This is a genomic window from Brevibacterium sp. 'Marine', from assembly GCF_012844365.1.
In the GTDB taxonomy this organism is placed as follows: domain Bacteria; phylum Actinomycetota; class Actinomycetes; order Actinomycetales; family Brevibacteriaceae; genus Brevibacterium.
In genome coordinates, this window is sequence record NZ_CP051626.1 from 3,310,932 (window position 1) to 3,324,378 (window position 13,447).

The following is a 13,447-nucleotide window of genomic DNA, read 5'->3' on the forward strand; positions in this document are numbered from 1 at the left end:
CGATGCGCTGGCGCAGCCCCCTGCGCGGACCGTGGCTGACCTCGGTCTTCGGCGCCGTACTCCTGGTCGCGCTGCCGGTGGTCGCACTGACCGGTCTGCTGTCCTACCTCGCCTATGCACCGCAGCTGGGGCAGGCCATTCCCGGGAACGTGGGCTGGCTGCGGCCCCCGCCCATCGAATGGCCGACCTCTCCCTCCTGGGCCTACCAGCTCAACCAGGGCACCCACGTCGTGCTCGGCATGGCGGTCATTCCGCTCGTGCTCGCCAAACTGTGGTCGGTGACGCCGAAGCTCTTCGCATGGCCGCCGGTGCGCTCGATCGCGCACGCTCTCGAGCGGCTGTCGCTGCTCCTGCTCGTCGGCAGCATCCTGTTCGAACTCGTCACCGGCGTGCTGAACATCCAATACGACTACCTCTTCGGGTTCAGCTTCTACGTCGCCCACTACTACGGTGCGTGGGTATTCATCGCCGCCTTCGTCGCTCATGTGTGCCTCAAACTTCCGACGATGGTCTCGTCCCTGCGTTCCCGGTCGTTTCGCGCCGAGCTGCGCACACCGCTTGCCGAGACTCACCCGGAACCGGCCGATGCCGACGGACTGGTGGCCGCTCGCCCGGACCCGCCGACGATGAGTCGTCGCGGTGCGCTGGCCATGGTCGGCGGAGGATCCGCGCTGGTTGCGCTGCTGACCATCGGCCAGTCGATCGGCGGCGCATTCCGGCCGCTGTCCGTGCTGCTGCCCCGAGGGCGCGTCCTCGGCGACGGGCCCAACGACTTCCAGGTGAATCGGACGGCCGCCGCCGCCCGGATCGACCCCGATGACACCGGCGAGGCATGGCGTCTGCGGCTCAGCGGTGGACCCGACGATGTCGTTGTCGATCGCGCGCAGCTGCTGGCGATGCCCCAGCACACCGCCGACCTGCCGATCGCGTGCGTCGAGGGATGGTCGACGACGCAGACCTGGACCGGTGTGCGTCTGGCCGACCTGGCGGACCTGGCCGGTGTCGGCGAACCGTCCTCGGCGCGCGTCGAATCGCTGCAGAAGTCGGGGGCGTTCCGGGCCGCCTCGCTGCAGCGCAATCAGGTGCTCGCACCCGACTCGCTGCTGGCACTGCGCGTCAACGGCGCAGACCTGTCTGACGATCATGGCTTCCCGGCCCGGATCATCGTCCCGGCCATGCCCGGTGTGCACAACACCAAATGGGTGCGCTCGATCGAGTTCAGGAGCTGATGTGCCGAACTCTCACGGACGATTCCGCAGATTCTACGGAGCCGGTCTGCCGCATCTGCTGGTGCTGACCGGGTGCTTCCTCATCGCCGGCTGTGCACTGACTGCTCTGGGCCCGGACCGATTGTTCGGAGCGGACGTGTGGTGGCAGTCCATCGCCGTGTGGTTCGTGGGTGCGGCGATCGTCGTCGATCTCGTCCTGCTTCCCCTGTGCGCCGCGGCGAACAGGGCGCTCATCGCCGCCCTCGGCTCCCCGCGGACCGATCCGCACACCGGTCCCCGAATTCCGGTGATCAACCACATCCGGGTTCCGGTGCTCGCCAGCGGACTGCTGCTCATCGTGTTCCTGCCCGGCATCATCGAACAGGGTGCGCACACCCACCTGGCTGCCACCGGACACGCTCATGCGCCGTTCCTCGAACGCTGGCTGTGGATGACGCTCCTGTTCTGCTGTCTCAGCGCCCTGGCCTACGCAGTCCGATTCTGCGTGCGCCGGGGACGACAAACACCAACAACCGAAGGAGAACGTGATGACTGAATCACCCGACGTCGCCATCATCGGCGGCTCCGGCTTCTACACCTTCCTCGAGGATCCCGAGGAGATCGAGGTCGAGACGCCGTTCGGGGCACCATCGGCGCCCGTCGCGATCGGCAGCATCGCCCACGCGGGCACGAACCGGACCGTGGCCTTCCTGCCCCGACACGGTCAGGGCCACGAATACCCGGCTCACCGCGTGAACTACCGCGCCAACATGTGGGCCCTGCGCAGCCTCGGAGTCCGGCAGGTGCTGGCGCCCTGCGCTGTCGGCGGCCTCAACCCCGAACTCGGGCCCGGCTCGCTGGTGGTCCCCGATCAGCTGGCCGACCGGACATACGGACGGAAGCAGACGTACTTCGACGAAGGCGCCTGCCATGTCTCCTTCGCCGACCCGTACTGTCCGCGGCTGCGCACCGCTCTGCTCGACGGGCTCGCCGCCGATCGCGAACCGCCGATCGACGGCGGAACCATGGTGGTCATCGAGGGCCCGCGATTCTCCACCCGGGCAGAGTCCCAGTGGTATGCCGCACAGGGTTGGGACATCGTGAACATGACCGGCCAGCCCGAGGCGATCCTGGCCCGCGAACTCGAGCTGTGCTATGCCACCACAGCATTGGTCACCGACCTCGACGCGGGCATCGACGCCTCACACGCCGTCGCTCAGTCCGAGGTCTTCGAAGTCTTCGCCGAGCACACCGAGCGGTTGAAATCGAGCCTGCGCACCGTGATCGCCTCCCTGTCGACCGACCGGCCGTGCGACTGCTCCAAGGCGTTGGACGGAATGACCCTGCCGCTGGAGCTGCCATGAAGGTGCTGCTGACAGGCGCCGCCGGATTCATCGGACGCCACATCCATGAGGCCGCGACCGCCGCGGGCCACGAGGTCACCGGCGTCGACCTCATGCTTCCGCAAGCCCACGGGACCACCGCCGAGGCGCCTGCCGGGGTGATGCACGGCGACATCCGAGATCCGCACCTCCTCGACGAGCTGCTCGCCGATGTCGACGTCGTCTGCCATCAGGCCGCCACCGTCGGCAACGGCGTCGATGCCCAGGACCTGCCCGGCTACGCCGCCCACAACGATCTCGGCACCGCTACCCTGCTGGCGGCGATGGCCCGGACTCAGACGACTCGTCTGGTGCTGGCTTCGTCCATGGTCGTCTACGGCGAAGGACGATACACCTGCCCTGTCGACGGCGATGTGCCGCCGGCACCACGGGAGGACAGGCGACTGCGGTTGGGCCGCTTCGACCCGCTGTGCCCACGCTGCGGAGGCGAGGTCGAGCCCCACCTGATCGGCGAAGAGTCACCCTTTGCGCCGCGCACGGCCTATGCCGCGTCGAAGATCGCTCAGGAGAACTATGCCGCCGCCTGGTGCACCTTGGAATCGGGCCGCGCCATCGCTCTGCGCTACCACAACGCCTACGGGCCCGGCATGCCGGCGGACACTCCCTATTCCGGGGTCGCAGCCATCTTCCGCTCGGCGCTCGAACACGGAGAGCCGCCGCAGGTCTTCGAGGACGGCAATCAGCTCCGGGACTTCGTTCACGTCACCGACCTCGCCCGTGCGAACGTCGCCGCGATCGACGCGGTCGGGGACCACCCTCTCGGAGTGAGCGCCTACAACATCTGCTCGGGGCAGACCTACACGATCGGTGACATGGCCCGACGACTGGCCACGGTGATGAACGGCCCGGCACCGGTGATCAACGGCCGGTACCGGTCCTTCGACGTCCGGCACGTCGCCGCCTCCCCGCAGGCAGCTGCCGACGGCCTGGGCTTTGAGGCCAGGATCGGTCCCGACGAGGGCATCGCCGAACTCGCAACGGCACCGCTGCGCCATCGTTGACGGGTCTCAGGTTCGTCGCTTCCCGCCGCATGGGAGGCCGCGATCGAACAGCCTCGGCGACGCTGTCCCTCACAAGTCGACACCGCCGCATCCGACAGCCACAATAGGGTCATCGATTACGGTGACGACGTCTGGCCCCGATGGTCGCCGATTCAGGACAGTCCGCCGAAAGCGAGAACACCGATGCATGACAATCAGGTCGAAGCCACCGATGATCGTCCCACCGAGCCCTGCCCGGCTGAGGGAGCCGATAACGACGCCGATTCGCCGGCCCTGACCGCGGAGATCGGAGAATGGGCGCGCTCCATGGCCCAGGAGTCCGACGACCTCGTCCTGGAGATGATGGTTCAGGAGGCTCTGCGAGTGATTCCGGGAGTCGACTATGCCTCCCTGTCCATCGTCGGCCGCGACCGCCGCATCCGGTCATGCGCGCCATCGCATCCGATCCCGGAACGTTTGGATGCCGTGCAGTCCGAGCTCCAGGAGGGCCCGTGCCTCGAATCGATTCGTCAGGAGCGGATCGTGCGCGCACCCGTCTTCGACGAGTCGTCGCCGTGGCCGGGTTTCGCCGCCCGTGCCCTCGACGAAGGAGTGCGGAGCATGCTCGCCTTCCAGCTCTTCGTCGAGGTCGACAGCCTCGGCGCGCTCAACCTCTATTCCGTCGAACCACGCGCGTTCACCCGCGACTCCGAGGAGATCGGATCGGCGCTGGCGGCACATGCATCGTTGGCGCTGGCCTATTCGCAGAGGCAGGGACAGCTCTTCGAAGCGGTATCGTCCCGCGATCTCATCGGTCAGGCGAAGGGGATCCTCATGGAGCGCCACAAGATCAACGAACACGACGCCTTCCACGTGCTCACGGCGGCCAGCTCCCGGTCGAACAGGAAGCTCCACAGCATCGCCGAGGAACTCGTCGCCACGGGTATCCTGCCGGGAGCGGCCACCGGCTGAACGCCGCGGAGGTCCGGCCGCGCCGGCCCCTCGTTCGAGGTTTGGCGACGGTGGGGAGCTTCGCTAGACTTCACTCAGGTCAAACAGTCGGCCTGCCTTCTCAAGGAGACCGCTGTGTACACCCTTCTCAACAACCGTGCGGCCGCGAAGTTCGACCTCTATCTGCCGGGCCGCCTCGTCGCCTCGCTGCACTATACGATCTCGCCGCAGGAGATCATGTTCGTCTACTGCGAGGCCATCGACCCCACCGATGCCGATCAGCACTGCCGGGAACTCATGCGCCTGGCCATCGAAGACACCCGCAACCGTCGCATCCCGATCACCGTCTCCTGCCCGATCGCATGGAAGTCCATCGATGACGATGCCGCCCTCCGATCGGGTCTCCAAGCTCTGAAGTCCAGCTTCGGACGCAAAACCCACCAGCCGGCTCCGCAGTGACGGGGATCCCTCCCCGATGCTGCTGAGCGGCCGCCGGCACCGAATCCACGGCGCCGACGGAACAGCAATGCACACAGTGGCTCCGCCACCGATCAAGAAAAGAGAGTCCGCAATGGCATTCGTCCTCTGGATAATCGCAGCTCTGCTCGTCATCTCCGGGATCTTCGCGATCTTCCGGAAACAGCTCCTCTGGGGCATCGTCCTCATCGTCGTCGGATGCCTGGTCGGCCCCGGAGGCGTGAGCATCTTCACCTGAGTTCCCCGGGATCACTGGCCCCGCGGCGCGTGAGACCACGCACCGCGGGGCCAGTGCTGCCCCGGCGCAGGTCGACTCTGATCGCATCCTGCCGCGACAGTCACCCAGCGACTCGAAAGGTTCACCATGACCGATGATCGATCACCTCACCGCCGCGCTCAGACCGGCCGGTCGGCGTTGGACGCGGCGCTCGGACACATCAAACGCCCGGAGTTCGCCACCGATCTGCTCCAGATCGCCAAGGGCGTCCTCGCCGCCACCGGCGCCTGGTGGCTGTCCAGCACGGTCTTCGACAGCCGGATGCCGTTCCTCGCTCCGTGGACGGCGCTGCTGACCGTCCACGCCACGGTCTACAGGTCGCTGTCGCGAGGGGTGCAGACGACCATCGCCTCGGCCATCGGCGTCGGCATCTCCTTCCTCATCGGCAGCTACCTCGGTGTCAGTCTCTGGACCTTCGCTCTGGCGATGCTCGTCGGCCTGGCCGGAGCCAGACTCTCCTGGATCCGTGACGAAGGGGTCGCGATCGCCACGACCGCGATCTTCATCCTCGGCGCCGGTTTCGATTCGCAGCAGCCGCTGCTCGCCGATCGCCTCCTCGAGCTCGCCCTCGGTGTGGGCGTCGGCATCGCCGTCAACCTCATTGCGCTGCCGCCCTTGCGCGACCGTCAGGCGGAGCGCTATATCGACAGCGTGAACCGGCAGATGGGTGAGGTGCTCATCGACATGTCCGACCAGTTCACCCATTCGTGGGACACGGAATCTGCCGAGAACTGGTTCGAGAGGACCGAGGCGATGAGCCGAGAGATCGACTCCGCCTGGCAGACCGTGCGATTCGCCCGCGAGAGCCGCCGTGTCAACCCGCGGACGGCGATCGGGGTGAGGAGGCAGCGCCGGTCCCCCACCGCCGACTCGACCGAGAAGGAGGGCTTTGAGAGCATCCTGCTCAGGGCCGACGAAGGCGTCTCGCATCTGCGCAATCTCGCTCGAACTCTGCGCGAAGCCTCAGCGTCGGAACGCGATTGGGACGACGCCTTCCGCACGGAATGGGCGGCGATCGTCGCCGATGCCGGCCGGTCGATCGCCGACCCGGATGCCGAAGTCAGTCCGATCTACGATCGCCTCGAACAGCTGTCGACGGCGATTGCGCAGGAGCGGAGGCTGACGGGAACCTCGTGGCCCATCTACGGCACTCTCATCACGAGCCTGCGCCATATCGTCGTCATCGTCGATGATGTGGCATCGGCTCGCAGTGCACGCGAGGCCACATGAGCCACTCAGGCGGGCACGCCGCCCAGCATGCTGGCGATCAGCCCGAGAACTGCCAAGGCTGCCACGACGAACACGATCACACGTTTGCGCATGGTCCGGATTCTACCGTGGCACACCTGGCCGCAGTCGAGTCCCAGCGCCACTCCGGTCTCACCACGGGTTGGCCTCCTGCCAGCGGGTGAACCAATAGCGGTCGCCCTGATAATGCGACTTCTCCGGCGTGCACCCCGTCAGATCCGAATGCTCTCCCAGCCACATCCGCACAAGCGGCATGACCTCGTCCAGACGCTCGACCCAGTCATCGAGCGGCAGCAGCAGAACCGAACCGTCGTCGGAGGTCAGGCGGCACGAATAGTTCGGCAGACCCTCGGTGATCTGCGAATGCGTATACCTGATCTGATCACAGCCGGTGGTGAGGTAGAAGCGGATGAACTCACCACAGACATAGGAGCACAGCGTTTTGAAGTTCCGGTAGCGGACCATCCACGCCGGAGGATCACATTCAGACATGTGTTCTATTCTAGGTCCTGAGTCTGACAGACAACAGCCGATCGGTAGAATCGGAACTGCACCGTCCCCTGCCGATTCCCCGCCCGTGGGCCCTCGGCGCTCGTCGATCTTCGGAGGAATCAGTGCTCAGGTCGGAACGCGGCCCCATGTTCTGGCTCGTGCCCATCTGCATCGTCGTCCTCGCCGCCGCTCTCATCGGCGTGGTCGTCGTCAACAAAGACGGCTCCTCCGACTCAGCCGCCTCTGAGGAATCCGATGGTTCTGCCGACTCGTCCGGCACGAGCGGCTCAGGGGATGGAACCGGCCAGACGAGCGAGTCCGGTCAGACGAGCGACGAACCCGACTTCAGCTTCCTCGAACGCCACGACGCAGAAGACACTCGCGCCGTCGGCGATGACGACGCCCCGGTCACCCTCATCATGTATTCGGACTACCAGTGCCCGTACTGCGCGACCTGGAACGACGAAACCCTGCCGGAGCTCATGGACTTTGTCGACGACGGTGAGCTGCGCCTGGAGATGCGCGACCTCGCGGTCTTCGGCGAGGCATCCGGAACAGCCGCCCGGGCCGCCTTCGCCGCCGGCGAGCAGGACGCCTACCTCGAATTCCACAACGCACTGTTCGACGACGGCAAGCACCGGTCGGAATCGACGCTGTCACAGGACGCACTCATCACCCTCGCCGAGGACCTCGGCCTCGACGGGCAGCAGTTCAACCAGGACATGAACGCGGTCACGGCCCACGAAGACCTCGAAGCCAACTCGGCGGAGGCCCGATCCATCGGGGTCACCAGCACGCCCGCGTTCATCATCGGCGGCACCCCCATCCTCGGGGCACAGCCGACCAAGGAGTTCGTCGACGCCGTCGATTCTGCCCTCGCCGAGGCGGACGGCACCGGCAGCGCGGACAGCGCGGTTGGCGATGACGGGCACGGGCAGCCCTGATGGCCAAGCACGCCGCACCCAGGGTGCACATCCGGTGGTGGATCCCCGTCCTCGTCATCGCCGTGGCCGCTTCCCTCATCGCCCCCATCCTCGTCAACGACACCGGCGAGGACTCCGCGCCCACCGCCGGGTCGACCCCCGAACCGAACCCCGTCGTCACCGAGGTCGAGGACCCGGAGCAGGCCGACGTCGACAAGGACGCCGCGGCCAAGGACGATGACCCGCTGGCCGATGGACCGACCGATGCCCCGGTCACCCTCGTCGTGTTCTCCGACTATCAGTGCCCGTTCTGCGCCGCCTGGAGCAAGGACACTCTGCCGACGATGCTCGAGTACGTCGACGATGGGGATCTGCGCATCGAATGGCGCGAGGTCAATGTCTTCGGCTCCGCCTCGGTGCAGGCCGCGAAGGCCGCGTATGCGGCCGCCCTGCAGGACAGGCATTGGGAGTACCACGCCGAACTCTTCGCAGGCGGCGAACCCCGCTCTCCCGGTGAGCTCACCCCCGAAGCCCTCACCGAGGCGGCCGACACGGTCGGTCTCGACGTCGACCGGTTCACCGACGACATGAACGCGAAGTCCACCGCCGAGGCGGTCGAGGAGAACGCGGCCATGGGCACCGACCTCGGCGCGTTCTCCACCCCGACGTTCCTGCTCAACGGGCAGCCGTACGTCGGTGCGCAGCCGACGGACGTCTTCGTCGACGCCATCGAAGAAGCGAAGGGATCGAACTGATGGACATCACCCTGCTCAGCGCCTTCCTCGGCGGAGTGCTCGCCCTCCTCAGCCCATGTGCGGCCCTGCTGCTGCCCGCGTTCTTCGGCTCCACCGTCGGCACCGGATCGAAGCTGATCGGCCATGGGCTCGTCTTCTATCTGGGCATGCTGCTCGTGCTCATCCCGCTGGGCATGGGCGCGGGCACGCTCGGGTCGCTGTTTGCCGACCATCGCGGCCTCATCGTCGGCATCGCCTCGATCGTGCTCATCATTCTGGGAATCGTTCAGTTCTTCGGTTTCGGTTTCGATCCGGCGAAGTATCTTCCCGGCGCCGAGGCGGCCCGCACCAGATCATCGACCGCGACGGGATGGACGAAGACGTTCCTGCTGGGAGCCACGAGCGGGATCGCCGGAGTCTGCGCGGGGCCCATCCTCGGCGCCGTGCTCACCTTGGCCGCGGCGAAGGGGCATATCGTGCTCGGCGGGCTCATGCTCGCCATCTACGGCGCGGGCATGGTGGTGCCGCTGTTCATCATCGCCGCGCTCTGGTCCCGGCTGGGTGCCCGCGGGCGGAAGGTGCTGCGCGGCGGTTCGATCACGGTCTTCGGACGTCGGCTGCCGGTCGTGTCGATGGTGACCGGTCTGCTGCTCATCGTCATCGGAATGGTCTTCTGGATCACGAACGGCCTGGTCTCGGCCCCGTCGGTGGTGTCGACGAGTTCGCTGGCGCAGATGCAGGAGTGGGTCGGTTCGTGGTCGTCGACGACCGTGGACATCATCGTCATCTGCGTGCTCGCCGCGGCCGCGCTGGTGTGGTGGTTCCTCCACGAACGCCGCCGGATGCGCAAGGCCGCCGAGGTGAGACACTGATGCGCACTCGCACACTGGCGGGCCTGGCACCCGTAGCGGCGGCGCTCGCACTGGTGCTCACCGGGTGTTCCTTCGGCACTGCACCGGAGGACTTCGACCGTTCGCCGGAGACGGTCGGCACCGATCTCAAAGCGGCCGATACCTCGGATCTGCAGCTGCCGCTCATCGTCGAACCGCTCGAGCTCGTCGAACCCGGTTGGGATCTGCCCGTCCAGTCAGCCGGCCCTGTCTTCCTGTCTGCCGGTTCCGGCGAGGAGTCACTGACGTATTCGGCGGTGAATACGAAGGGCAGACAACTGTGGCGGGCCGAGCGCCCGAGCGGCTGCACCGGCTTCACCGTCACCGCCGACGGGGACACTCCCCTGGCGGTGCTCACGGATTCCGAGTCGAGCACGGACTGCGATGAGGACGTCACCGCCAGCGCCTATGACTTGGAGACCGGCAATAAAGCGTGGGGTCAGGTCGACGTACCCGGACCCTTGCGAGGACCCGGCACGGTCTTCGCCGCCGAGGATGCACCCGCGAACGAAGCGGTCGTCCTCGACCCGGCCACCGGGGAACCGGCCGAGGATGCGGACGGCGGGGGTTCGGGTGGGGTGCGCCACCTCGGCGAGTATCAGGGTCTGATTCTCGACATCACCGACGGCAAGCTCGTGGCCGGCGAGGACGGGGCGACCGTGTGGGAGCATTCGCTGGCCGACAACGATTGGGATGCCGAGAAGCTCACGGCAGCTGCGGGCGCGGCGACCGGGGAAGGCTTCATCCGCCTCGATGCCGGTGACGGTGTCGGACCGGTGTTCGATCGGGACACCGGCGATCTGCTCGATGACGATGCGCGCGGGGTCGCCGGTGATGCGAACACGCAGGCTGTGGTCACGCTCGGGAAGTCGGGGATCACCGTCATCGATGAGACGGGCAAGAACGAGCTGCCGGTGTCGGTGCCTCAGTCGGTGCTCCTCGAGGCGGCGGCCGGTGGGCTGCTGTATCTGCGTGAGGGCGGGAAGCTGCGGGTGCACAATGCGACCACGGGGTCGTTGGCACGCGGTTACCGGGCCGATGGGTCGGGCGTCGTCGCGATCCCCGATGTCATCACCACTGCGGGCGTGGGCACCCTGCGGGCCGGCGACCGGACTCTGCTGGCCACCGATCGGGTGGTCGAGGAGTCGGGCGAGGGGTAGTTGCCGCTGGCAGTGGCCGGGGCCGCGCTGTCACCGGTGCTTGTCGTCAGCGGCTGTCAGCAGCGGCAGCGATTTAAGTCAGCGCCGTGAGCTCACACGAATGAGGACGAGCGCGAGGATCACGCACAGCACATAAGTGATGCCGACGGTGATCCAGCCGAGGACAAAGCCGCCGGGTGAGCCGACGATGATGCCCATGAGCAGCGGGCCCAAGGCGAAGCCGAAGAACATTCCGGCCGTGACCATGCCGCTGGCCGAGACCATCGAGGATGCCGGGATCGCCCGCATGAGTGCGGCCATGAGCACCACCGAGACGCCGAGCGCGGAGATGCCGTGGAAGGCCACCGCCACCCAGACGAGCAGAGCCCACCCGGCCGCGTCGGCGATGAGGAACAGCACCGCTCCGGCCAGGGCGATGAGGGCCAGGACCAGCAGCAGGCGGGGGCCCGAAGCGCCCTTGGCCATGCGCCTTGCCCAAGTGACTCGGGCGATGACGCCGATGACGCCGGCCAGTGCGGCAGTGGCGCCGCCGAGGACGAGGGAGAAGCCCATCTCGCGCACAGCGAAAAGCGGTATGTACACGTTCGTCGCCTGCACACCGATGCCGTTGATGAGCCCGAACAGCGACAGGGCCCACACCATGCCGGGGTGCTTGGCCGGACGGGCGGGTCCCGGTTCGGGGTCACGGCGGGCCGCCTCGGCGGGGGTGTCGTTCGGGGCGGTTGGGGTGGGGTCGGCCGCCTCGGCGGGAGTATCGGTCGAGGGTTTCGGAGCGGTCAGCAGCGGGGTGGTGCGCAGGGAATACCAGGTCATCGCGAGCAGGATGAGCGGGATGATCGCAACGGTGAGTGCGGCGCCGCGCCACCCGATGCCGAGCGCGAGGACGGGGAAGGCGAGGCTGGCGACGAGCTGGCTGACCTGGACTCCGGACTGTTTGATGCCGACCCAGCCGATGCGTTTGGTGTCGGGGACGCGTTCGAGGAGGATCCGGTTGGTCACGCCGTTGGGAAAGGATTGGGCGATGCCGGACAGGGCGGCCGCCACCAGCAGCAGCCAGAATCCGTCGGGCACGGCCACGAGCAGAAGGGCGAGCGCGGCGAGGACGAAGATGAACGCCATGAGCGAGAGGTCGGAATGCCGGTCGGCGAGGCGGCCCAGGGTGGCGTTGCCGATCGCGGCGGCGCCGAAGCAGGTGGTGGCAAGCAGACCGAAGTGGGCTTCGGAGATGCCGAGCTCGGCGATGATCGAATCGCTCGTGGCGCTGAGGCCGTAGAGCATGATGGGCCCTGCGGCGACGGCGCCGAGGAGGACGGTGAGCAGACCGATGCCAGAGGTCTTCTGATCCGGGTTCCGGCCGTGGTCGGCCATTGCTCATCTCCTGTCGCCGGCATGCGTCAACTCAGCATGCTAGCCGGAGGCGGACGGCGGGTGTCGGGGTGTCTCAGGTGCGGTGATGCAACCGCGGTGGCACAGCGCTACGGGGGCCGAACGGGTGCGGGTCTGACTCAGCCTTTCGACCGGCGCACCGAGGACCGGTAGGCCAAGGCGATGTCGATGGCGAGGATGCCGGCACCTCCGACGAGGACGGCGAGCGCCACCGCCACCGGGTGCGGTTCGTTCCAGGCCAGCAGTCCACACAGCACGGAGGCGAAGATGATGATGAGCGCCCCGTTCCGGAGGCGCCTGACCAGGTTGGCCTTCTCATCCGAGTTCTCAACGGCCTGCAGCGTGTAGGTCATCGTCACTCCATCTTGTCGTCGGCATCGCCGCGAGCTGCGGTCGGAATGCGTCTGTATCTGTCGGTCGCGCCCGTTCCGTCGGCACGGAAAAAGCACCGAGAGTAAGAGTAGCCTCGAGTTCGCGCTCCGATCGCCACATGAAGAAATTGTTGAATGTTGCAGATATTTCACAATGGCCGCCCTGCCCCGGTCGGCGTGGCCGGATGGCTGCCCACCGCCGGAGAGACGACGGACGATCGTTATGGCCGTGTTATCGAATTGCCGAGGGTTCGGGGTTCAGCGCCGGGAGACGTCGGGGTGCGGGACGATCCGGTAGACCCAGAGGCAGCTGACGAGCAGCCAGGCGAAACCGGCGACGACCGCCGCCCACAGCAGTCCCACGCCGACCGGAGAGGCAGACAGGGCGGCCCCGGCAAGGAACGCGACGATGACGATGATGCCGACAATGCGGGAGGCCAGCGCCCGCCCGCGTTCACCGCGACGGGCGAAGGTCCCGGCCAGGATGAGGGCGGCCACGGTCAGGCCGATGAACTGGGCGGCGCCCATGACCAGGTGCAGGATTCCACTCGCGGTGGCGGTCGCCTCGGCGCCTGGAGGGAAATCGGCAATGGGATCGGGGCGGAATACCGCGGCGAGCACGAGCGCGGCGCCGGCGACGATGACGGCGATGCCGGTGCCGCGTGACCGATCGGTGGGCGCACGCAGCAGTCCCCACCCGGCGACGATGACCATGATGCCGGTGAGGGCGAAGTTGAGGATCTGGAGCCAGCCGCCCTCGCCGAGGCTGAGCAGACTGAGCGAATGGCGGGTCAGGTCGAATCCGTCCCTGGTCAGGGCGAAGATGAGTCCGAATACGAGGTAGAAGGGACCGGCGACGACACCCCACCCGAGCATCGATCGGGTGACTGCGGCCGGGACGTCGAGACCATCTGACATACTATTACGATAACCGAAATATCTTGAAA

General features: G+C 67.1%; 17 protein-coding genes. 12 read left to right on the forward strand and 5 right to left on the reverse strand.

Going from position 1 to position 13,447, the window contains the following annotated elements; all coding sequences use genetic code 11:
- Positions 1-2 precede the first annotated feature (2 nt).
- From HF684_RS14865 to HF684_RS14900, 8 genes are all read left to right on the forward strand, one after another.
- Positions 3-1,229, forward strand: a complete 1,227-nt coding sequence (locus tag HF684_RS14865) for a molybdopterin-dependent oxidoreductase (protein WP_169253096.1) — start codon at positions 3-5, stop codon at positions 1,227-1,229.
- Position 1,230: 1 nt separating this feature from the next.
- On the forward strand, positions 1,231-1,764 hold the full coding sequence (locus HF684_RS14870; RefSeq protein WP_169253097.1) for a hypothetical protein: 534 nt from the start codon (positions 1,231-1,233) through the stop codon (positions 1,762-1,764).
- Positions 1,757-2,572: an S-methyl-5'-thioadenosine phosphorylase gene (locus HF684_RS14875; protein ID WP_169253098.1), complete on the forward strand. Its 816-nt coding sequence runs from the start codon at positions 1,757-1,759 to the stop codon at positions 2,570-2,572. The genes HF684_RS14870 and HF684_RS14875 overlap by 8 nt, the downstream gene beginning before the upstream one ends.
- A complete protein-coding gene (locus HF684_RS14880) occupies positions 2,569-3,612 on the forward strand; it encodes an NAD-dependent epimerase/dehydratase family protein (RefSeq protein ID WP_169253099.1) in 1,044 nt (347 codons plus the stop codon). Before HF684_RS14875 ends, HF684_RS14880 begins: the two co-directional genes overlap by 4 nt.
- 183 nt (positions 3,613-3,795) lie before the next feature.
- Complete coding sequence (locus tag HF684_RS14885) at positions 3,796-4,563, forward strand: GAF and ANTAR domain-containing protein (protein ID WP_169253100.1); 768 nt, start codon at positions 3,796-3,798, stop codon at positions 4,561-4,563.
- A gap of 114 nt (positions 4,564-4,677) precedes the next feature.
- Complete coding sequence (locus HF684_RS14890) at positions 4,678-5,001, forward strand: hypothetical protein (RefSeq protein WP_169253101.1); 324 nt, start codon at positions 4,678-4,680, stop codon at positions 4,999-5,001.
- 112 nt (positions 5,002-5,113) lie between these two features.
- Positions 5,114-5,257 (forward strand): GPGG-motif small membrane protein, encoded by a 144-nt coding sequence (locus HF684_RS14895; protein ID WP_169253102.1) that lies wholly within the window; start codon positions 5,114-5,116, stop codon positions 5,255-5,257.
- A 126-nt stretch (positions 5,258-5,383) separates the two neighbouring features.
- Complete coding sequence (locus tag HF684_RS14900) at positions 5,384-6,526, forward strand: aromatic acid exporter family protein (RefSeq protein ID WP_169253103.1); 1,143 nt, start codon at positions 5,384-5,386, stop codon at positions 6,524-6,526.
- A gap of 5 nt (positions 6,527-6,531) precedes the next feature.
- Here HF684_RS14900 and HF684_RS14905 read toward each other — a convergent pair whose 3' ends face one another.
- The gene (locus HF684_RS14905; RefSeq protein WP_169253104.1) at positions 6,532-6,669 is read right to left on the reverse strand and encodes a hypothetical protein; all 138 of its coding nucleotides are present in this window, start codon (positions 6,667-6,669) and stop codon (positions 6,532-6,534) included.
- 7 nt (positions 6,670-6,676) lie between these two features.
- Complete coding sequence (locus tag HF684_RS14910) at positions 6,677-7,036, reverse strand: hypothetical protein (protein WP_169253105.1); 360 nt, start codon at positions 7,034-7,036, stop codon at positions 6,677-6,679.
- A 122-nt stretch (positions 7,037-7,158) separates the two neighbouring features.
- Here HF684_RS14910 and HF684_RS14915 point away from each other — a divergent pair, with 122 nt between their 5' ends.
- From HF684_RS14915 to HF684_RS14930, 4 genes are read left to right on the forward strand one after another with little or no spacing between them, the layout of a single operon-like run.
- On the forward strand, positions 7,159-7,980 hold the full coding sequence (locus tag HF684_RS14915) for a thioredoxin domain-containing protein (protein WP_169253106.1): 822 nt from the start codon (positions 7,159-7,161) through the stop codon (positions 7,978-7,980).
- Positions 7,980-8,714, forward strand: a complete 735-nt coding sequence (locus HF684_RS14920; RefSeq protein ID WP_169253107.1) for a thioredoxin domain-containing protein — start codon at positions 7,980-7,982, stop codon at positions 8,712-8,714. The genes HF684_RS14915 and HF684_RS14920 overlap by 1 nt, the downstream gene beginning before the upstream one ends.
- The gene (locus tag HF684_RS14925; protein ID WP_169253108.1) at positions 8,714-9,565 is read left to right on the forward strand and encodes a cytochrome c biogenesis CcdA family protein; all 852 of its coding nucleotides are present in this window, start codon (positions 8,714-8,716) and stop codon (positions 9,563-9,565) included. The genes HF684_RS14920 and HF684_RS14925 overlap by 1 nt, the downstream gene beginning before the upstream one ends.
- On the forward strand, positions 9,565-10,743 hold the full coding sequence (locus HF684_RS14930) for a hypothetical protein (protein ID WP_169253109.1): 1,179 nt from the start codon (positions 9,565-9,567) through the stop codon (positions 10,741-10,743). Before HF684_RS14925 ends, HF684_RS14930 begins: the two co-directional genes overlap by 1 nt.
- Before the next feature lie 78 nt (positions 10,744-10,821).
- Here the strand turns inward: HF684_RS14930 and HF684_RS14935 are convergent, their stop codons facing one another.
- From HF684_RS14935 to HF684_RS14945, 3 genes are all read right to left on the reverse strand, one after another.
- Positions 10,822-12,111: an MFS transporter gene (locus HF684_RS14935; RefSeq protein ID WP_169253110.1), complete on the reverse strand. Its 1,290-nt coding sequence runs from the start codon at positions 12,109-12,111 to the stop codon at positions 10,822-10,824.
- A gap of 137 nt (positions 12,112-12,248) precedes the next feature.
- Positions 12,249-12,482, reverse strand: a complete 234-nt coding sequence (locus HF684_RS14940) for a hypothetical protein (RefSeq protein ID WP_169253111.1) — start codon at positions 12,480-12,482, stop codon at positions 12,249-12,251.
- Between the two features lie 276 nt (positions 12,483-12,758).
- Complete coding sequence (locus HF684_RS14945; protein ID WP_211168009.1) at positions 12,759-13,418, reverse strand: DUF998 domain-containing protein; 660 nt, start codon at positions 13,416-13,418, stop codon at positions 12,759-12,761.
- Positions 13,419-13,447 lie beyond the last annotated feature (29 nt).